The organism is Sphingopyxis witflariensis, from assembly GCF_002205635.1.
GTDB lineage: Bacteria > Pseudomonadota > Alphaproteobacteria > Sphingomonadales > Sphingomonadaceae > Sphingopyxis > Sphingopyxis witflariensis.
In genome coordinates this window covers 438,946-457,431 of sequence record NZ_NISJ01000001.1, presented here as the reverse complement: position 1 = coordinate 457,431, position 18,486 = coordinate 438,946, and the positions used below count along the sequence as shown (strand labels likewise).

General features: G+C 60.2%; 18 protein-coding genes and 1 pseudogene. 9 read left to right on the top strand and 10 right to left on the bottom strand.

Features of this window, described 5'->3' with window-relative positions; translation table 11 throughout:
- Positions 1 to 35 precede the first annotated feature (35 nt).
- The 6 genes from CDQ91_RS02210 to CDQ91_RS02185 form a co-directional block, all read right to left on the bottom strand.
- Positions 36 to 1,052 (bottom strand): FecR family protein, encoded by a 1,017-nt coding sequence (locus tag CDQ91_RS02210; RefSeq protein WP_088471056.1) that lies wholly within the window; start codon positions 1,050 to 1,052, stop codon positions 36 to 38.
- On the bottom strand, positions 1,045 to 1,647 hold the full coding sequence (locus tag CDQ91_RS02205) for an RNA polymerase sigma factor (protein ID WP_088471055.1): 603 nt from the start codon (positions 1,645 to 1,647) through the stop codon (positions 1,045 to 1,047). The genes CDQ91_RS02210 and CDQ91_RS02205 overlap by 8 nt, the downstream gene beginning before the upstream one ends.
- 331 nt (positions 1,648 to 1,978) lie before the next feature.
- Positions 1,979 to 2,581: a GntR family transcriptional regulator gene (locus CDQ91_RS02200; RefSeq protein ID WP_088471054.1), complete on the bottom strand. Its 603-nt coding sequence runs from the start codon at positions 2,579 to 2,581 to the stop codon at positions 1,979 to 1,981.
- Between the two features lie 108 nt (positions 2,582 to 2,689).
- Complete coding sequence (locus CDQ91_RS02195; RefSeq protein ID WP_088471053.1) at positions 2,690 to 3,163, bottom strand: hypothetical protein; 474 nt, start codon at positions 3,161 to 3,163, stop codon at positions 2,690 to 2,692.
- Between the two features lie 41 nt (positions 3,164 to 3,204).
- Entirely contained in the window at positions 3,205 to 3,537 is a 333-nt protein-coding gene (locus CDQ91_RS02190; protein ID WP_088471052.1) for a hypothetical protein, read from the bottom strand.
- A 60-nt stretch (positions 3,538 to 3,597) separates the two neighbouring features.
- A complete protein-coding gene (locus CDQ91_RS02185; RefSeq protein WP_088471051.1) occupies positions 3,598 to 4,116 on the bottom strand; it encodes a helix-turn-helix domain-containing protein in 519 nt (172 codons plus the stop codon).
- A gap of 151 nt (positions 4,117 to 4,267) precedes the next feature.
- Here CDQ91_RS02185 and CDQ91_RS21930 point away from each other — a divergent pair, with 151 nt between their 5' ends.
- Positions 4,268 to 4,696 carry a transposase gene (locus tag CDQ91_RS21930; protein ID WP_088471050.1) on the top strand — a complete coding sequence of 143 codons (429 nt, stop codon included), beginning with the start codon at positions 4,268 to 4,270 and terminating at the stop codon, positions 4,694 to 4,696.
- A 172-nt stretch (positions 4,697 to 4,868) separates the two neighbouring features.
- On the opposite strand, the gene CDQ91_RS02175 is transcribed toward CDQ91_RS21930, so the two are convergent.
- The 3 genes from CDQ91_RS02175 to CDQ91_RS20900 all read right to left on the bottom strand — a co-directional run bounded on the left by CDQ91_RS02175 (position 4,869) and on the right by CDQ91_RS20900 (position 6,178).
- The gene (locus CDQ91_RS02175) at positions 4,869 to 5,435 is read right to left on the bottom strand and encodes a hypothetical protein (RefSeq protein WP_088471049.1); all 567 of its coding nucleotides are present in this window, start codon (positions 5,433 to 5,435) and stop codon (positions 4,869 to 4,871) included.
- A gap of 81 nt (positions 5,436 to 5,516) precedes the next feature.
- Complete coding sequence (locus CDQ91_RS02170) at positions 5,517 to 5,849, bottom strand: hypothetical protein (RefSeq protein ID WP_144036665.1); 333 nt, start codon at positions 5,847 to 5,849, stop codon at positions 5,517 to 5,519.
- Positions 5,846 to 6,178, bottom strand: a complete 333-nt coding sequence (locus tag CDQ91_RS20900; RefSeq protein WP_144036664.1) for a hypothetical protein — start codon at positions 6,176 to 6,178, stop codon at positions 5,846 to 5,848. The genes CDQ91_RS02170 and CDQ91_RS20900 overlap by 4 nt, the downstream gene beginning before the upstream one ends.
- A gap of 274 nt (positions 6,179 to 6,452) precedes the next feature.
- On the opposite strand from CDQ91_RS20900, the pseudogene CDQ91_RS02160 reads away from it, so the two are divergent.
- From CDQ91_RS02160 to CDQ91_RS02120, 8 genes and pseudogenes are all read left to right on the top strand, one after another.
- Positions 6,453 to 6,656: pseudogene (locus tag CDQ91_RS02160) on the top strand (IS110 family transposase); the annotation flags it as partial.
- A gap of 422 nt (positions 6,657 to 7,078) precedes the next feature.
- Positions 7,079 to 7,327, top strand: coding sequence for a sigma factor-like helix-turn-helix DNA-binding protein (locus tag CDQ91_RS02155; RefSeq protein WP_158213598.1), 249 nt, complete (start codon positions 7,079 to 7,081; stop codon positions 7,325 to 7,327).
- Between the two features lie 51 nt (positions 7,328 to 7,378).
- Entirely contained in the window at positions 7,379 to 8,308 is a 930-nt protein-coding gene (locus CDQ91_RS02150; RefSeq protein ID WP_088471407.1) for a HEPN domain-containing protein, read from the top strand.
- Positions 8,309 to 8,505: 197 nt separating this feature from the next.
- On the top strand, positions 8,506 to 10,161 hold the full coding sequence (locus CDQ91_RS02145) for an AMP-binding protein (RefSeq protein WP_088471044.1): 1,656 nt from the start codon (positions 8,506 to 8,508) through the stop codon (positions 10,159 to 10,161).
- Positions 10,162 to 12,398: 2,237 nt separating this feature from the next.
- On the top strand, positions 12,399 to 12,653 hold the full coding sequence (locus tag CDQ91_RS02135; protein WP_088471042.1) for an acyl carrier protein: 255 nt from the start codon (positions 12,399 to 12,401) through the stop codon (positions 12,651 to 12,653).
- Positions 12,650 to 14,326, top strand: a complete 1,677-nt coding sequence (locus CDQ91_RS02130; RefSeq protein ID WP_088471041.1) for a carbamoyltransferase family protein — start codon at positions 12,650 to 12,652, stop codon at positions 14,324 to 14,326. Before CDQ91_RS02135 ends, CDQ91_RS02130 begins: the two co-directional genes overlap by 4 nt.
- Before the next feature lie 46 nt (positions 14,327 to 14,372).
- Positions 14,373 to 15,917 (top strand): MBOAT family O-acyltransferase, encoded by a 1,545-nt coding sequence (locus CDQ91_RS02125; RefSeq protein ID WP_088471040.1) that lies wholly within the window; start codon positions 14,373 to 14,375, stop codon positions 15,915 to 15,917.
- On the top strand, positions 15,904 to 16,923 hold the full coding sequence (locus tag CDQ91_RS02120) for a hypothetical protein (protein WP_088471039.1): 1,020 nt from the start codon (positions 15,904 to 15,906) through the stop codon (positions 16,921 to 16,923). Before CDQ91_RS02125 ends, CDQ91_RS02120 begins: the two co-directional genes overlap by 14 nt.
- Before the next feature lie 152 nt (positions 16,924 to 17,075).
- On the opposite strand, the gene CDQ91_RS02115 is transcribed toward CDQ91_RS02120, so the two are convergent.
- Positions 17,076 to 18,247 (bottom strand): IS3 family transposase gene (locus tag CDQ91_RS02115; RefSeq protein ID WP_088471406.1). Its coding sequence is split into 2 segments (ribosomal slippage): positions 17,076 to 17,983 and positions 17,983 to 18,247, totalling 1,173 coding nucleotides; the frame shifts between segments, so codons are not numbered across the junction.
- Positions 18,248 to 18,486 lie beyond the last annotated feature (239 nt).

The window sequence follows — 18,486 nt, the reverse complement described above, 5'->3', positions numbered from 1 at the left end:
TTTGGAGGGCGACCTTAGGCGGCCCGAGAAATATTTTATTGGCTGCGGAGGTGAATGCCGTCTGCACGCCGATCAACCGTGAGGCCAAACAGTTCAACGATGCGGCTTACGAACATTTCGGTGTCGCTGATCTTGAAACGCCCAGACACCGTTCTGCTTGCAATGGTCGGATCGTCCACCGTGATCGGCATTTCAGAATAGCGACTGGCTTCCGAAAGGAGACTGTCCAAACGGATCGAGCCATGTTCCGCCCAGCCTGACGGCCATTCGCGTGACGAATTCGATCGGTCCCTCGCGCTTGAACGTATCTGTTTATCGTCGGCCCCATATTCGAGCGCCGCGCTTCTTCGCAGTGGGATAGGCCGCGTAGCGGGCGGCACGCGTGGTGAAGCCGAAGCTAGTTCGGCATTTCCGTTGATCAATTCTACAACGACCCTGCGGTCGTCGCGTAGGCTGATATCGACGACCGCTTCCTTCGTCGTCACAACACCTTCGCCCGCCGCTATTCGGAATTGGCGCGGATCTTTGATGACCTTTAACCGAGCTCGACCTTGCACCAATCGCAGATATCGCCCTTCAGAGAACATCGAGACTTCCACTTTGGTGTCGGTGTCCAGCGTCGCCGTCGATCCGTCATCAAGCACGAAACTGCGAATTTCGCCGCGTCCCGTTACAAGTGGTTCGGCGGCTCGGGCGGAGAGAACAGCGCCCGACCCGGGGAAGGGGCCGTCACTGGCGCTGATTGCGATGGCGAATACGATTACAGCCGCGGCTGCGGCACCAGCCATCAGCCAGCGCCTAGGCTGCCGTTCGACGGGTTTCTCGGCGGCCGAAGGAATGAGTTGTTTCGAACTCTTCAGGATTTCCGACCTGTCGATCACTCGCGAATAGCGGTCATAGGCTCGCTGATGATCGGGCGAGGCCGTCCGCCATTGGTCGAATTCCTCCTGAAGTGTTCTCGTTACCTCGCCGCGCATCCTGATGCTCCATGAAAGGGCGGCATCCTTCAGCAGAAGGTTGGTGCTTGGCTTCGCGCCATCATTCTCATTCATCGGTTGGGTCCACCACTTGTGCAATATGAGCCAGCGCTTTCATCATGTGATATTCCACGGTCGCGATACTGATTCCCAAGCGTTGATGAATCTCGCGATAGCTGAGTTCTTCGACACGGTGCATCAGAAAAACTCGCCGTGTCTTTTCACTTAGATCTGTAACGGCTCTCTCATATAGCCGGAGGAGATCAGCAGCTTCCATCTCGAGTTCCTGCTCCGGCGGGCTTGCGGCGTCATGTTCCTCCTGAAGCGGCAGCAGAATGACCTTGTTGCGCTTGCGGCTGATTGCGCGATTTATGAGCAAGTTTCGTGCGATGCGCTGGAGGAACGCCGCGGGATTGGCGAGACGATGGCGTTGCTCGCTTCCAGCAGCACGTAGGAAGACTTCCTGCATCAAATCGGGTGCTGCCTCTTGGCCAGCATGACGTCCAAGGTAGCGTAGCAAGACAGCGCCGTTGTTGCGGAAGGCGCTATCCAGGGCGGCATACCCGGCGTCCGCGGCACGCGGGCCGGTTGAAGTGGGAATGGGAGAATCCTGCCCGTCGACGTGGTCTGATGTTGAGGGCAGGGAGGAGCCCTTGGAACGGGCGCGCATGTATGGAGAAAAAGGCACAAGGATCGATCTGAAACAGCAATGCGAACAGGCCGGCCATCACCAGCCTGCATGTCGCTCATCGCTTCGCCGCCGTTCAATTGCTCGCGGCAATCTGGTCCGGGTTCGGCTGCCAGTCCTTTAGGGGACGAGCATTCATAATGCGTGATGGAACGTCCACGCAGTCGCCGCCATTTGCACACCGCGCATAGCAATCATGCCAATGGCTGTGACGTTTGACAAGCGAAACAACTCGCCAGAATGTACATTGGGATATAGTTTGGTCGATCAGACGATGAAGACATCGGTAATTTCACCAAATTTAGCTCCCGCATCATGAAGCCATGCCTGACGTCATCAGCCGAATAAACCCTGCCGCCTCGTCGCGGCGCCGATTATGATATCGCAAGATAAGACGTCGTAATATCAGACTCGACCCGACATTGGCGGCGGAGGCCATGAGATGCGCCAACTCCAAATCGAGATCTTGAAATAATAAAGGATCGCAACGACGGAATTGATGCAGACGGTCGTTAAGCGCCGAGATACTCGCGACGAGCGCGCCATTTTCCGATCTGCTCGCCAATTTCAGAAACAATTTGGGAACCTGATCTGGACAGGCATTGTCTGTCGACCCCACTGGTGAGCCTTGTGATGAAGAAGCGGTGGCGGCGAGAAGAAGGATGAGATTGAGCTCGAAGAGTTCGCGCAGTTCGGTTTCATTCATGCGCGGAACGTGAAACCCTTGCCCAGGTGCGAAAGAAACCATTCGTTCGCCGACCAGCCGATGAAGACTATCCCGGACCGGCGTGATGCTGGTCGACAGCATATCGGCAATTTTACTGGCCTCGAGACGAAAGCCCCACGGCCACGCGCCATCCATAAGGCGCTGCTTGATCGCATGATAGCTAGGCTCGAGAACGCGCGCGGAACACATCGGTTCGGCCGGGCATGATATCGACAAAATCGGCTAGCATCGCAAGGCTTTCCTGCGTTTGTGACCAAACTCGCTTCAGGCCGTAAAATTCTGCCGGGAGCGTGTCTGTCAAATATTTGCGTCGGACGAGGGCAATCGCGGCGATGCGTTTCGCCAGGATGGATCGTTGCCGTTCTGTCGCAATCGCCGTTGATGTCGCCAGGTTGCGAGGATCAGTACGGGCGGGACCAACCACGACCAGGCGACCTGCATGATCATATAGGCGGCCGGATGCATCAATAGATCGGAAGCGCGACTGGCGTGTGCCATCATCGGCAAAATATGAAGGGCGGCGGCGATCATCGGCCAAAAACGGTATGCGACCAATGCTAGGGTCAGTGTCGAGACGGCGCCGAACCCATCGATAACAAGATGACCAAAGTCGATCGAAGCGTAGCCAGGTGGAACGAAACGGTGGAGGATGGGATCGGATATAACCATCACGGTTGCGATTCCCGCCATCGCTCGCTCGGGTCCACCGCCACGCCAGGCGGCATAACCGAGGGCCACTGACAGAAACAGGAAGAATCCCGCGACGCGCATTCTTATCTTTTTTCATAGCTGTAGCTCCCGGTCAAATCAGATCAGGCTGCGGCGTGAAGAGGAAGAACCGCCGATTTTCGTTGCGGGCAATCTTCGTGGAGATCGTAACCTGCGGTTTCCCGGCCGATTGTGACCAATTCGCCATGAACGCGCAGCACATCGCCGCTAATATCGACGAGCGACATCTGCGCCTTGGTGAGGCGCTGGATCATCGCATGGCCTTTCGCCGCCGGCACACCCGCAGTATCGCGGCGGGCCGTTACGACGCTGGTAGTCAGCGATAAGAGGGCAATCATCGCGTCGTCGATGAGGGCTTCAGCGACAGGCACGTCCCGTTGCAAACGGGCTACGATGGGAGCGACTTCGATATGCATGGCTTCTCCTTTGTCGGAAGCGGCGTTCGCTCCGATCCTTTGGTTTCGACGAGGTTCGAATCAGCCGGAGATCAGCTGCGTAAGCGCTTGTGCAATTCCGAGCGCTGTGAGCGCGAAAATGGCCAAAGCAACAGCTACGATCGCAGTAATTATTATCACGTTCGAGGAACGGTGATCGTGCCTCCATAGATCCTTGAACGGCGAGTGTTTCCTTGATGTCTCACCCATTGTGGCCATTCGATTGCTTGGTGTACTGGCCGCGGGTTTGCTCCCGTTCGTATCGATGCTTGGCACCGTGGTCAGTGTTGGGGGAAGGTCTACCGGATCATATATCATCCGGTCATATATTGGCTTCAGCCGGGCATAGATTATCGCCGCTTCGTCCCGGTTTGGTGCTCCGAGAATATCGCGGGCAGCCCTGATGCGCTGATCGACCGTCACCTTTGCAATGTTGAGTGCACGGGCGATCTGCTTCGATGTCTTACGCTCGACGAGCAGATCGAGGCATGCACGCTGCTTGTCGGTCAACCGAGCCCAGCGTTTGGCATCTTCCAATGTTCGCAATCCCAAATCGTCCATAGCTCCGCCGCCGCCAGGATCCTTTATGACCAGATTTTCATTAGTAATTAGAAGTATTTCACGCCGGGGGACATGAGGTCGAGTCAATATTGCGGATTTGTTGCAGATGCGGCCAGAATGGTAGTTTTAGGTGGCGTGGGCAAATTGGTTGATGTTGCGCTGGCCGGTTGATTTAAGGCTGCCTTCTGGCGGCGGCTTCGAGCCGGGCAATAGAATGGCTATCCGCGCCGCCCTTGCCAGCCGAAACATAAGGCCCGTCATCCCCGATCGCGCCAAGCGCCGCGTGAAGATCGACCACGACCGCGAACTCTACAGGAAGCGCAACCAAATCGAGCGGTTCTTCGGTCGCCTGAAAATCAATCGGGCCGTCGCCGCACGTTACGACCAACTCGCCGAAGCTTCCTATCCATGGTCGACATCGCCGCCGGCAGATGCTTGCTCTAATTTGTCCATGCCGCCAAGTTCACACCAGAAAGGCTCCAACAATCGGAACCTTTCCGACCTTCTGTGTGCACCGGAGCCTCCCACCCCGCCGATCTTTGGATCGCAGAGGCCGGCTGACATAGGCAAGCAATATTAAATGATTTGCGGGGGCGTTGGGGGATGAAAGCGCAACTGAATAGGCGGCGGGTTTCGGCACGCCGCCCTTATTTAGCCCAGAAATTGGAACCGCGCTCCATATTAGTCCCATACATGTGTACCAGATCCTCAAATTCGAAGGCAGTCTGAACCGTCGTCAATGTCGAAGTGGGCTACCCTTCTCGCTTGTTCCGCTGCACCATGTACGCAATGACATGGCCGCCGATATGCACGCGCTTGTCGGCAGGCAATTTGTCCTGCTCGATCCGCTGGTGGCGACACGTTTCGACGAAATCGTCTGGGAAGCCGATAATTGGAAACTGCCCCGCAAGAGGCGGCTTGGTGTAGATGTTGTGCGCTAGGGGTTCGCTTTTGAAGCCGTTCGATGAACGATAGGCAAAGCCCACGAACCGATCCCAATCCCGGTCATAGCCGAACTGGTAGATAGTGCCGGTGCCGCTGCCGCGCTCATCATCCGACATGCCAGCCCAAATCGACTTAAGATCCTCCGGTGTATCAACATCGAGAAAACAAATACTGCCTGACGACGCTTCACGAAGAACGGTGAGCGCCCAGCGGTGGAAAAGAACTATTGAACCCGTCCAGCAGATTAGCCCATCCAAATGCGGGAGCGTCAGGACCTTCGAGGTAAACATCAACGCCTGATCTTCGTGGGTGACGAGTGAATCGGTCGCGAGGAAAATGCCGTCGTCGGTGATCGCAAAATTCAAAGCTGTCATTGGGGCTCCATTCTTCCTCGCGTCTGAACGCCGGAGGTAAATTTCGATTTCTCAGCAGTGGTTAGGGTGTGCCGCGACAGATCACGCGCGGGGCATTGGCTCGTCATCCGATGGAAGGTGTGACGCCAGCGGGACCCATGTTGCCCGCCACGCCTTGAAGGCGGATTCGTCGGCCGGCACATGTCCAGCATCTCGCAACTCGACGCCGCGGGCGTGAATGCGATCCTGTAGCGCGTTCTGCAATTCCTGCTCTTCGGTCATCCGTTGGAAAGTCTCGGAGGTGATGTTCGCCGGATCGGCGGCGATGAACTGCATCAGTTGCCCGTGTGCCCAGGCACGGTCGCGAAACTCGTCAAGCAGAGCTTTGTCCGCGGGGTCATCACTCGTGATTAGGTAGTCGATCCAACCCGTCATCCGACGAGCATAGTCCAGAATCCACCGCAACGCGACGACAGATACAACCATATCTGGATCAATTTCTTGCGCTCGCTACAGGCTTTATTAAGAGATTCCATAAAGATACTTACCATATGGCGATTGCTCTCTTTCTCCCCGACTGGATTGTTGCCGACGTCCACATTGACGACGATGGCGCCTGCCAGATTGCCGCCCATCCAGACGCGCCGTCGGTTTATTGCGACAAATGCGATCGCCGGAGCGAGCTTTCGCCTGTCGATCAGAAGGCGATCAGATGCGTCGATGCGCCGGTGCATGAAGAAGCCGCCGCGAAAGCAGAAAGGCATCCCTTTCGCCCGCGCTCCCTCACGATCGGTTAAAAGGAATGCCACGTGTGCGTGAAGGCAGAGGATGATTGGTACTCTGGCTGGAAGGATGATCCGCCGGAATGGATTGACCACTATAATGCGGTAATGCGTGCTCAGGAGGCTGCAAAGGCGGCGACCCTGGCGCCCGGCTAGACCACATGTTCGCCTGAGACTGGGCACGCCCGTCTCGTAATATGCAGAGGCGAGGTCGTACCGGGCTGGTCTGGCGCGATCTTCTGCATGGAGGCGAATGATGAGCCAGTGGGTGAAATATGTGGGCCTCGACGTCCACAAAGACACGATAGCTGTTGCGGTGGCGGAGGACGGCAAGCGCGCGGAGGTCCGCGAGCATGGCGAGATCGTCAATACCCCGGCAGCGCTGGCGAAGCTGCTTGGCAGACTTGGCGGGCCAGGCGCCGATCTGCACATTCGCTACGAAGCGGGCCCCTGCGGATACGATTGATCCGCGCCCGCCAAAAAATGCTTCTGCGGAGAGTTCGGGCGGCGACGACATCTGCAAGCCGAACCCAGTCCGAACATGTGACGGAAATGCTGATACCATCGCGCATCCCGCCTCAGAAGCGCACGTCAGCAAGCCGTTGGGTGTCCCCAAACGGTCTCTTTTGGCCGGTTAATCCGCTAATTTCCTGGACCATCGCACGATATTGTCCTGGCCAGCGCGAGCGCACGGTTCTGCCGAAGTGGAAGGAAGGGGAGTGTGTCGATTGCAGTTTTGCTAGTGTGAAAGAGGGACGAAATCAGCGGCTTGATCGTCCGCCCGTGATTTCGTCAATGTCGCGCCCGGTCGTGATCAAACGGCACCGGTAGCGGTCATTAACCCATAGTGGGTCCTCGCGCGCAACTGCTGGAATGCGCAATATGACTAAATTGACTATCAAGGAACGCCGCCTGCTTCGCAAGGCGGAGCAAGCGGTTCGGCTCATGGCGCCGCTTGATCGCGAAATATTCATCGGGTACCGCGTCGATGACGCCAGCTATAATGAACTCGCGCGTCGGCATGCCATCAGCGTTGAGGACGTTGAGGCGGCTCTTTGTCGGGGACTTGCAATTCTGGCCGATGTCATGGAGCCCGATCCGCCGCCATGGTGGCGGTTCTGGCGCCGCTGACGGCCTTCCCACTTGCCAAGTAGGAGCTGGCCATACAAGGTGGGCACGATCATGCGTACGGATCTCGATCATCTTCCCGCGAACAAGCAGCGCGAGTTGGAGCGTGTCGTCCAGATTATTTTCGAGGAATTCGAGGATGCGCTGGCGCTTGCCCAACAGCAGTGGAAGAAGAAAGGGCGCATTGAGAAGATCATTCTCTATGGCAGCTATGCGCGGGGCGGCTGGGTCGACGAGCCGCATACCGCAAAGGGGTATCTTTCCGACTTCGACTTGCTGATCATCGTCAACGACAAGCGCCTCACCGAGAAGGTCGATTATTGGCTCAAGCTCGATGACCGGCTGATCCGTGAGCTTGCCATAGACAAGACCTTGCATACGCCGGTGAACTTCATCGTCCACACGCTGCAGGAGGTGAACGACGGGCTCGCGCACGGACGCTATTTCTTCATGGACGTCGCCAAGGACGGTATCGCACTGCACCAGTTCGACGACAAGGAATTGCATACTCCGAAGCCGAAGACGCCGGAACAGGCGCTGGCTATGGCGAAGGAGTATTTCGCGGAATGGATGCCGAGCGCGGAGTATGCGCGAACCCTTGCAGGCTACAGCCTGAATGACGGCCAAAAAAACTATGCCGCCTTCAACTTACATCAGGCAACCGAACGGCTGTATCACTGCGTTCTTCTGGTCTGCACCTTTTACACGCCACACGTTCACAACCTTGGGTTCCTTCGTACCCAGGCTGAGCGCATCGATATGCGGCTGGTCGATGCCTGGCCGCGCGAGGCGCGGGTGGATCGCGCCCGCTTCGAAAAGCTCAAGGAAGCCTATGTGAAGGCACGCTATTCGAAACATTACCGCATCACCGAAGAAGAACTTCTGTGGCTCGGCGGCTGCGTCGAGGAACTCGGACGCGCGGTTCACGCCATTTGCTCGGAGCGCATCGCGGTGCTCGATGTGGAGGTCAGTCGCTCGTCATGATGTGACGACGATCAGCAGTCCTCGTGTTGCTTTTCCAACGCACCGCCAACCAATAATAGCCAGAAGCGAGCATTGTCAGCAGGGCTGCTGCTTTTTTTTTGCATACGCGCACCGGCGGGCTTGCTAGCCAACCGCACCTGTGTAAGGGCAACTGACATATCCGCACTTCAGCGTTGATTTGAAAGAGAAAAGAAAAAATGGCTACGGTGCTGGCGGAGGCAATCTTCGGCCATCTCGCGCGGCGTTCGGACGACGCCATCGTCACGATTTGCGCGGCCCGCGAAGGACAGGTCGATCAGGCATTGAGCGGAGCGTGGCTGCGCGAAGCGGCCTATGCGCGAGCCGCAGCGCTTGTCGCGTCTTTCGATCCCGCAGAGGGCCCGTTGGCATTGGCGATGCCATGCGGAGCAGATTTCGTGGTCACGCTGTTCGGGGCGCTGCATGCGGGCTTTACCGTGGTGCCGGTCGCGCTGCCGAGGCCCGGTGCGCAGACCGGCCGGTTCAACGGCATCATCGAAAGCTGCAAGCCGGTAGCGATCCTGTGCACGAGCGGCCTGACGGCGCGGTTGCAAGCTGCACGTCAGGGAGCCGAGAGCGAAGCGGCAATACCGGTGCTCGACCTGACGCAGCTGAAATCCGGCCGGGCCACCAGCCGCTTTCCTATTGCCTCGGCTCGCCCGGTCGTTCTGCAATATACTTCGGGATCGACACGCGCCCCGCGCGGCGTCGTGCTGCATGCCGAGAACATCCTAGATAACGCGGCGCTTGTCAGTGCGACCTGGGGCCAGGATTCGCGTTCGGTCGTGCTCAACTGGGCGCCGCATTTCCACGATATGGGTCTGATGGGGATCCTCTACCCGATCCTGTTCGGCGGCGTCACGCATCTGCTCGATCCGTTCCACATGGTCCAGCGCCCGCATCGTTGGCTCAGCCTGATCTCCGAAAAGAAAGCGACTATTAGCGGCGGGCCTGCCTTCGCCTTCGCGCATTGCCTTCAGAATGTGCGGGAAGAGCAGTGCGAAGGGCTCGATCTCTCAAGCTGGCAAACTGCATATTGCGGGGCTGAACCAGTGCCGACCGAGCTGCTGGAAGCGTTTCGCGAGCGCTTCGTTCCCTACGGCTTCAATCCTCGGGCGCTCTTCGCCACTTACGGCCTCGCGGAATTCACGCTGATGGCAGCGGGTACCAACACCGTTTCCGCCGATAAGGCCGTCAATGTTGTTCCCGATGGATGCGAGGGGGTCGAGCCTTGCACAATCTCCGAAGACGTTCGGGCTGACCTTCGCATCGTCGATCCGGATGCGCGCTGTCAGGTCGCCGACGGCACGGCAGGCGAAATCTGGATGCGCGGCCCCTCCGTGGCGCATGGCTATTTCAACGACGAGGCGGAAACCGAAGCAACCTTTGCGGCCGTCCTGCCCGATGAAGAGGGCAACTGGCTTCGCACCGGCGATATCGCGGTGCGCGAGAACGACAGACTGTACGTAATCGGTCGGCTCAAGGATCTGCTGCTCGCCAATGGCCGCAAGATTTCCGCGCCCGAGGTGGAATGGCTGGCGGCCGAGCAACAGCCCGAACTCAATGCCATGGCGGCGGCGGCGGTGATGCTCGACGGCATGACGACCGGAAAGGCGGCGCTGTTTATCGAGCTGCGGCGACGCGGCTCGAAGATCGAGGCTGACGAGGCCCGCAAGCGAATACGCCAGGCGGTGATGGGCGCATGGTCGATCGATCTCGTCGATATCCGCTTTTTCCGAACGGGCTCATTGCCTCGTACGTCGAGCGGCAAGATTCAGCGCAGGCTGGTGGCGAATGCAATCCGAAACGGCGAGATCGGCGGGGAATTGGTGTGAAGCCATTATCGGCGCCCGCTGCGCCCGAGAGGACCCTGGGCGCCCGCCCGAGCCGTGCGCGATTTGCTGTGGAGGATGCTGCCGACGCAGCGAAAGTCTTCCGCGACCGTGTTTGGGGCGTGTCGGATGTCCGCCCTTATCTCGAGAATCTGCAACGTCAGGGCAAGCTGGACTTCTCGTTTCTCATCGAGGCTGCGGGCAGTTCGCTGATCTATCAGTCCGGTCGCGAGCATCTCGCTACCCGCCGGGCGCTCGCGGGCCTGCTGAGCCCGGACGCGATCGCAAAGTGGCAACCCGTCATCGACGCCAACATCGAACGGTGTCTTGCCGAACTATCGACAAAAGATGGGCCCGATCTGGTCCGCGATTTCGCCGATCCCCTCTATGTCGGCTGCATACGCGACGTCTTTGGACTGTCGATTCCCGACGAGGCGGCGTTCTTGCGCCACATGTCTTCTGCACGCACCTTTACCGAGCCGCTTCTGCGTCTGCGCGAGATGATTGCCGTGCAGGAAGGCTATCGGTTCCTCGTTGACGCGGTGCCGGTTTCGGAAGGCGTTACGGACCCGGCGGACAATGACCCGTTGACCTTCGCAAGCGCGATCGCGAGGGCAAATTTGCCCGATGGCGTTGACGCGCGGATCCTGGTCGCGTCGCTGACCGTCGCCGCGCACACCGCCGCGCAATCGCTTTCCTTTGCTTTGTGGGGCCTGCTGCACAAAGACGCGACGGAGTGGCGGCAGGTGTCAGCCCCCGATTGGGCGGACCGGCGGCTCGAGGAAATTATCCGCGACTTCCCCTCGACCTTGCGTCTGTACCGCGTGGCGCAAGGAGAGACCGAGCTGGGCGGCGATGCGGTCGCCCCCGGCGATCTGGCGGTTCTCGACATACCGGCGATCAACCGCTCGCTGTGTCCGCACGCCGGAGCGGCGGCCGGCAAGCAATCGATGTCGTTCGGCGAGGGAACGCATAAATGCCCGGGCGCGGCGCTCGCACGATTGCTGCTGCGCCGGGCGATGCCGATGCTGGCGGAACGTTTCCCCGATCTGCGTCTGATCGAAGATTCGGTCCGGATCGAACGCACGCATATGATTCAGACGCCGGTTGCGCTCCCGTGCCGGCTTGCACCCGCCAGGCGGCGTTCCGCCCGACAGTGGGAAATCAGCGATCCGGTCGTGGCGCGCGCCATCGCGACCGACGATGTGCAATTCAGCCCGCCGGGGATGGAGGCGCATCTCGTCGCGCTCCAGAAGGGCAGTGGCCACGATCTGTCGACGGCGATACGGATTGCGCGCAACGCGCCATTCTTCCTTTCGGGCGAGCGCCACCGGCGCATCCGATTGCTGGCGTTCGAGGTGCTTGGCACGAACCGGCTGGCTCGCTGGGAGCCATGGATACAAGCGGCAGTGGAGCGGTGCCTTGATCGCCTCGCCGACGCGCCCGCCCCGGACCTTGTGCGCGATTTCTGCGAGCCGCTGTTCCGCGAAGTCTGTCAGCCTATATTGGGGATATATCCCCGCGATCCGGAAATGTTCGATCGCCTGGCGCCGTTGCTTCAGGAAGTGCTGGCGCCGCTCCGTTCGATGCGCGCGATCCTGAGAGTGCAGGGTTTCTTCGATGCGCTGCTCGCGCAATTCGACGAAGGAGCACTGGATGCGTTTTCCGGGCGTCCACCTTCTCTGCTCTCGCACCTCGCCGCGTACGGCGGGGACGATTTCGACGCGCTCGATCGCAAGGCGACGGCGCTGGTATTCTATGGCGCGAGCTTCAACAGTTCGCACACGCTGGCCAATGCGATCTTCTCACTGTCCGCAGCGCCGCCCGGCGCGCGCGCGCATCTGTGCGATCCCGCATGGATGGCCGCGCATCTGGATCGTGACATCGTGCCGGGAGCAGCCTCACCGCGTTTCATTTATCGTCTGGCCCGTTCGACGGGAGAGGTTGGCGGCTGCCCCTACGCGGCGGGCGACACGATGCAGCTTCAATTGGATGCGATTAACGAGAGCCTGGGCGCCGGCCATCTGGCGTTCGGCCACGGGCTGCATCGCTGCCCCGGAGCGACGCTTTCCCGCATATTGTTGCGGCGGGCGATCCCGGCGCTATTCAAGTGCTTTCCTGCGCTGACGTTGTCTCCGGGCGAACCTTCCTATGCGGAAAATTCGCAAACCATCATCCTGTCTGCAATGGCCTGTCGCCTGCGCTGATCTCCTGTCCTTTTAACAAATCGAGGCGAATATATGAGTGACCGTACGGCCGCTGGCGTAACCGAATTTCTGTGCCACCGCGTGAGTGAGCGCACCAAGGTGCCGGCCGAGCAGATCAATGATTCCACCAATCTCGTCGATATCGGCCTTGAATCGGTCGATGCGGTCCTGATCTGCGGCGAGATTGAGGATACCTATCAGATCGAGGTGGAGCCCTCGCTGATGTTCGAATTCCAGACGCTGGGCGAAGTGGCGACCGCGGTGATGGCGTCGCTCGAAGCACAATGACGACCTATTATCTCGGATTGTCGACTTCCGGGCACGATCCGGCTCTTGCACTGGTCGATGAGACGGGCACCATTCTGTTTGCGGAAGCCACCGAGCGATACTTGCAGGACAAGCGCGCCTGGGGCGCTGCGCCCGACCATGTCGGTCATCTCGAGCATGCGCTTGCGGCGATCGGTTTCGAGCCGTCCCGGGACAGGCTCATCCTCGCCTCGAGCTGGTCGCGGGTCAAGGCCGACCTTCCGGTCTCGGTGTCCAATGCGCTGCTTCCCGGCAGCGACGGATTGTGGCTGAGCGGCCTGCAGGCGCAGGCGCAAAGAGATGCGGGCGCATCGTTGCTGCGTCTTGGTCTTGCGTCCGAAATGCCGGAAGTGCGGCGCTTCGATCATCATTTGTGCCATGCGACCGCGGCCTGCCACAGCGCGCCGTTCGCCGATGGACTCTGCCTGATCATCGATGGCGAGGGTGAGGTGGGCGCTGCCAGCCTTTTCCGGCTGAGCGAAGGCCGGCTCAAACGGGTATGGCGTTCATGGGGCCCCGGCAGCCTGGGCACATTCTATGCCTGGCTGACTGGCGTCTGCGGCTTCGACTGGCGCGCTGGCGAAGAGTGGAAGGTGATGGGGCTTGCCGCCTTCGGCACGCCCGACCCGGCGCTTGTCGATGCGATCGAGACGATGGTGACCATCGTCGATGGCCGGCCCCAATTGCCGTCGCAGGATATCATCGACGCGGCGGTTGCCCGCGCCGCTCCGCACGGTCGCGGCCCCGCTGATCCTATCGAGCGCGCCGCCAATCTGGCCGCAAGCGGGCAGGCCGCGTTCGCGCGTCTCGCCGACCGGATCATAAAGGCGTGCTTGCCGCTGGGCGCGCAGAGTTTCGTGCTGAGCGGAGGGTGCGCGCTCAATTCCTCCTATAACGGCACCGTTCGCGAGCGCTTTTCGTTCGCCAACGTCCATGTTCCGAGTGCTCCGGCCGACGATGGGAACGCGATCGGCGCCGCCTTGCTCGCCTGGATGCAGGATCATCCTGACCGGCCTGTCCCGGTCGGCCGGATTTCGCCTTTTCTCGGGACGAAGGTCGATCGGCGCGTGGCAGCACGGGCGGCCGGAAATTGCGGATATGCGTCGGTCCGCGAGGACATCGGTCCAGACCTGCTCGCGCAGCGTCTGGCCGCGGGCAAGATCATCGGCGTGATGCGCGGGGCGGCTGAATTTGGGCCTCGCTCGCTCGGCAACCGTTCGATTCTGGCGGATCCCCGCTCGCCCGAGATGAAAGATCGGCTGAACCAGCGCGTGAAGGGCCGCGAACCGTACCGCCCCTTCGCCCCGATCGTACCGATGGATCGCGTGGGCGAGTGGTTCGACCGGGCACAGCCCGCGCCCTATATGTCGTTCACCTTGCCGTGGAAGGCGGCGCAGCAGTCACGCGTTCCGGCGGTCGTCCATGCCGATGGCACCGGAAGGCTGCAGACCGTCGATCCGCAGGCGGATCCGTGGATGAGCGAACTGCTCGGCGCGTTCGAGCGGGAGACCGGCGTGCCGATCATCCTCAACACCAGCTTCAACGTCATGGGCAAGCCGATCGTGCACAGCGTGCAGGATGCGATGGCCGTGCTGGCGACGACCGGCCTCGACGGCGTGCTCCTTGAAGACGTGCTCATTGAGAAAACGGCCTGACCCCAGGCATGGATAGTGGAGCGCGCCGATTAGTTTTGTGAATCCTATGTTCGTGCTCGCATGGCTCCCGCTCGTCGTGGGCGCGTTTCTGCTTGCCTGCCGCTATCGCCCCGGTGCGGCTCCGATCGTATTGGTGGCGGCGTCATTGCTATTCTGTGCGGGCAATGATCCGGTCGCACTGGCTTTCCTGATCTGCTCGATCCTCGGCAATTTCGCTTTGCATCTTGTTGTTCGCCGGACGGCTCCCGGATCCACCGCCAGAGCGATGCTCATCGGCGGCGGGATCGTTGCCAATCTTGCGCCGCTCGTGATGCTCAAGCTATCCCAAAACGGTCTTTCGGCCTTTGCCGCATTGCCGGATAGTGGCGGGATGCGATCCGCCATCCCGCTGGGGCTGGCCTTTTACACGCTACAGCAAATCACGTTTCTGGTCGATGCGTCGCGGCATGGTGCGGAGAGGCTCGGGCTGATCCGCTATGCATCCTGGATATCCTTCTTCGGGCAATTGCCCGCGGGTCCGATCGCCCCATACGCCCGGATGGCCCCGCAATTCGCCCAGCTGGGGGCCGCGCCTCCTGCATCAGACACCATCGCAAAGGGCGTCACCCTGATCCTGGCCGGTATCGTGAAGAAAATATGGCTGGCCGATCCGCTCGCCAGCATGGTCGATGCCCTATTCGCCGGCGCGGCCGCCGGGAGCGTGACCCCGTTGGAGGCCTGGGCCGCCGCCTGGGGATTCATGCTTCAGCTCTATTTCGATTTCTCCGCTTATTCGGACATCGCGATTGGGGTTGCCCTGTGCTTCGGCATCCTTCTGCCGATCAATTTCAATTCCCCACTCAAGGCCTCGACGCCGGGCCAATATGTGATGCGGTGGCACATCAGCCTTATGATGTTTGTTCGAGACTATGTTTTTCAGCCGATATTTCAGGTGGCGCGGAAGCTGCCGATAAGCCCGACCAGCCGACGCTACGGTATTGCCTGGGCGCTCGCCACCCTGTCTGCGTTTCTAGCCGTCAGCGCGTGGCATACGCTCGCCCTGCTGCCCTTCCTGCAAGCTTTTGGCCTGGCGCTTGTCATCATAGCGCTTCAGTTTCTAAGGTTACGTCGGCGAAGCGCATCGCGGCAGCTCTCGCGCTTTGAAGCGCGCGCGCGGGCGCTCGCGGGACACCTGTTGCTGCTCATGGCCGTATCGGCGGTCGCGCTGCTGTTGCGCGCGGATACGCACGAACAGCTTGTACGCATGCTTCCTGCACTCGTTGATTTCCGCGCGGCGGCGGCAATCGGCTCCGATCTGATTGCCTATCTGAACGCGTCTGGTCATTCCGTATCCCGCCCGCGATTGCTACCGCATGCCGACATTTCGTCAGTGAAAAGCCTGTTGTGGCTCGGTATGGCAACGGTCGTCACCTTCGCCTGCCCCAACACGATGCAGATATTCGGTATCGCCGGAGCCTCGCGCGAGCCAAAATGGATCCGCTGGCGCGCCACGGCATTTTGGGGCTGGATCGCCGGCGTCCTGCTCTTCATTGGCCTGCTTGGTATGACGCAGCCGTCGCAGGTGCAGGGGTTCATCTATGCCCGCTTCTGACGCGCTACCCTTCGGGGGTGCCAAACTTTTCTGGCGCGCACTGCTGGCCTGCGGGGCGCTGATATTGGCCATGTGCCTACTCAACGCGTCGATCGATCCCACCGGTCAGATCGGCCTGGCGAAAACGCATGCGCTCAATCGCACGATGACTCCGTCCGCCGTCTCTTTCATACGAAACAGCGGCAGTGTTACCGCCTATGGACGCGCGATCGCGACAACATCCGCCGACACATTCCTGATCGGCAGCTCCCGCGAAGCGCTTGGCTTCGATCTGTGCGACCGGCCGAACATGCTTGGCATTGCCGGGACCGGCTGGGGGATTCGGGAGTTTTCCCAAGTTCACACGAGAATCCTCGAGACGCGCACGACGCCAACCACGCTGCTAATTGAGCTTGGCGCTGTCAGCGATCGCGGAGGCGCAGGCGAGAGCCCCAATCTCTCTGCGGCTTACGCCGCACTGTCGCCGCGGACGACATGGTTGTCATTCCAGACCATGGCCGCCAATATTCGCAGAAGCGATGATACTGCCGTTCGCGAGGCGGAGTGCCGGCCACTTCCATCGGACTCTGTGGACTGGCCAGCCGCTGCCGGACGATTCGAATTGGGGTGGCGCATGTTTGACGCCAGTATGGCGTCCCGCCAACGTGGCCGCGCGATTTTGGAGCAGATGGTCGCCAGCGCCAATCGCATTTGCGCGAAAACCGGAATCAGACATACGATTGTCTATTTCTCTCTGCCGGGCACGCCAAACGTACCTCTGACGCAGCAGTTTGACGCCTCGCAGAGGGACGCTCAGCGGGATTCGGCGAAGATGTTTCAGCAACTATCCGGGCATGGAGCCTGCCGCTTTCGCTATTTTGATTTGCTAACGACGCCACCGGGATCGAGCGCCGAGCAGCAGCTTTGGCGCGATCGCGATCAATGGAGTGATTTCACGCACTTCTCGCCACAGTTGGGGGACCTTGCGTTAAAGGCAATCCTCCGGCCCACCCAAAACGAGAGATAGTGCGTTCTCCGTTTGCCGTAGGCCTCCATAACGCCGAGCGGCAGCTATTCCCATGGCGGCTATCATAGGCATCGGCTTGCAGTATCCCTGATAATCGCGAGGTGGCGGTAATGTGAAGTGACCGGCCCCCACCGAGTGGTCCGCGTGGATTGTTAGTGCATTGACGCCTCCATCGCCAGTGTCGGCCGTAGGTGGAGCGAAGCGGAACCGGAGGGCGACACTGGCGATGGAACGGCCTCCGGCGCCGGTGGTCGATATCCCAGCGAGCTGTGCGGCCGGACAGTGTTGTAATGCCGCCGCCAGGCCTCGATCAGGATCCGCGCCTCGGCGAGCGAGTAGAAGATCTCGCCGTTGAGCAGTTCATCGCGCAGCGACCCGTTGAAGCTTTCGCAATAGCCATTCTCCCACGGGCTGCCCGGTGTGATGTAGAGCGTCTTCACGCCGACCTTCGCCAGCCATTCTTGCACGGCGGTCGCGATAAACTCCGGGCCATTGTCCGACCGGATATGCGCCGGCGGCCCGCGCGTGACGAACAGCTCGGCCAAGGCCGCCAGCACATCGTCGCTCTTCAGCTTACGCGCCACCGGCAACGCCATGCACTCCCGGCTCGCCTCGTCGATGATCGACAGGATGCGGTATTTGCGGCCATCATGGGTGCGGCCCTCGACGAAGTCGTAGGACCAGACGTGCCCGGGATATTCGGGCCGCAGCCGGATGCACGATCCGTCGTTCAGCCAGAGCCGCCCGCGCTTCGGTTGCCTCTGCGGCACCTTCAGCCCCTCGCGGCGCCAGATGCGCTCGACCCGCTTGCGGTTCACATGCCACCCCGCATCGCGCAGCAACGCCGTCACCCGGCGATAGCCATAGCGACCATATTGCCGCGCCAGCGCAATGATGTCCTCGGTCAGAGCTGCTTCGTCGTCGGCCCCGCGTGGCACCTTGCGCTGTGTCGACCGATGCTGCCCGAGCACGCGGCACAGCCGCCGCTCGGACACCGGCATCATCGTTCTGATGTGATCGATACAGCGCCTTCGGCGCGTGGGGCTCAGAAGTTTCCCCGGGCGGCCTCCTGCAAGATCAGCTTGTCCAGCGTCAGGTCCGATATCGCACGACGAAGCCGCTGGTTCTCCTTCTCCAGGTCCTTCATCCGACGTGCCTGATCGGTCTTCAGGCCGCCATATTCCTTGCGCCACCGATAATAGGTCTGCTCGCTGACCGCGATCCGGCGACACGCTTCAGCCGTCGTGGCGCCCTGCGACAGCACAACCTCCGCTTCACGCAGCTTGCCGATAATCTCTTCCGGGCGATGCTTCTTGCTCGGCATTTCCATGTCTCCTTCGTCGTCCAAAATATCATCAATTTTGGACCACTCAGAAGGGGGCAGATCAGAAGTAACGCAGATTTAGCGCGTGAATCTCGTACAATTCCGCCAGTGGAAGGCGAGCCTTGCTCAGCATTATTTTGAGACGAACCTCTGCGGTCGTTTGACCAGCAGGGGACCATCAATGCCGAATACCGATTGCGAACCGATCGCCGCACTCAAAGTCGTAATGATCGGCCAAC

What these genes read in the sequence shown, in the direction of transcription:
- CDQ91_RS02210 (WP_088471056.1), bottom strand. Translation starts at nt 1,052, where the DNA reads ATGAATGAGAATGATGGCGCGAAGCCAAGCACCAACCTTCTGCTGAAG.
- CDQ91_RS02205 (WP_088471055.1), bottom strand. Translation starts at nt 1,647, where the DNA reads ATGCGCGCCCGTTCCAAGGGCTCCTCCCTGCCCTCAACATCAGACCAC.
- CDQ91_RS02200 (WP_088471054.1), bottom strand. Translation starts at nt 2,581, where the DNA reads ATGTGTTCCGCGCGCGTTCTCGAGCCTAGCTATCATGCGATCAAGCAG.
- CDQ91_RS02195 (WP_088471053.1), bottom strand. Translation starts at nt 3,163, where the DNA reads ATGCGCGTCGCGGGATTCTTCCTGTTTCTGTCAGTGGCCCTCGGTTAT.
- CDQ91_RS02190 (WP_088471052.1), bottom strand. Translation starts at nt 3,537, where the DNA reads ATGCATATCGAAGTCGCTCCCATCGTAGCCCGTTTGCAACGGGACGTG.
- CDQ91_RS02185 (WP_088471051.1), bottom strand. Translation starts at nt 4,116, where the DNA reads ATGGACGATTTGGGATTGCGAACATTGGAAGATGCCAAACGCTGGGCT.
- CDQ91_RS21930 (WP_088471050.1), top strand. Translation starts at nt 4,268, where the DNA reads ATGTTGCGCTGGCCGGTTGATTTAAGGCTGCCTTCTGGCGGCGGCTTC.
- CDQ91_RS02175 (WP_088471049.1), bottom strand. Translation starts at nt 5,435, where the DNA reads ATGACAGCTTTGAATTTTGCGATCACCGACGACGGCATTTTCCTCGCG.
- CDQ91_RS02170 (WP_144036665.1), bottom strand. Translation starts at nt 5,849, where the DNA reads ATGACGGGTTGGATCGACTACCTAATCACGAGTGATGACCCCGCGGAC.
- CDQ91_RS20900 (WP_144036664.1), bottom strand. Translation starts at nt 6,178, where the DNA reads ATGCCTTTCTGCTTTCGCGGCGGCTTCTTCATGCACCGGCGCATCGAC.
- CDQ91_RS02155 (WP_158213598.1), top strand. Translation starts at nt 7,079, where the DNA reads ATGACTAAATTGACTATCAAGGAACGCCGCCTGCTTCGCAAGGCGGAG.
- CDQ91_RS02150 (WP_088471407.1), top strand. Translation starts at nt 7,379, where the DNA reads ATGCGTACGGATCTCGATCATCTTCCCGCGAACAAGCAGCGCGAGTTG.
- CDQ91_RS02145 (WP_088471044.1), top strand. Translation starts at nt 8,506, where the DNA reads ATGGCTACGGTGCTGGCGGAGGCAATCTTCGGCCATCTCGCGCGGCGT.
- CDQ91_RS02135 (WP_088471042.1), top strand. Translation starts at nt 12,399, where the DNA reads ATGAGTGACCGTACGGCCGCTGGCGTAACCGAATTTCTGTGCCACCGC.
- CDQ91_RS02130 (WP_088471041.1), top strand. Translation starts at nt 12,650, where the DNA reads ATGACGACCTATTATCTCGGATTGTCGACTTCCGGGCACGATCCGGCT.
- CDQ91_RS02125 (WP_088471040.1), top strand. Translation starts at nt 14,373, where the DNA reads ATGTTCGTGCTCGCATGGCTCCCGCTCGTCGTGGGCGCGTTTCTGCTT.
- CDQ91_RS02120 (WP_088471039.1), top strand. Translation starts at nt 15,904, where the DNA reads ATGCCCGCTTCTGACGCGCTACCCTTCGGGGGTGCCAAACTTTTCTGG.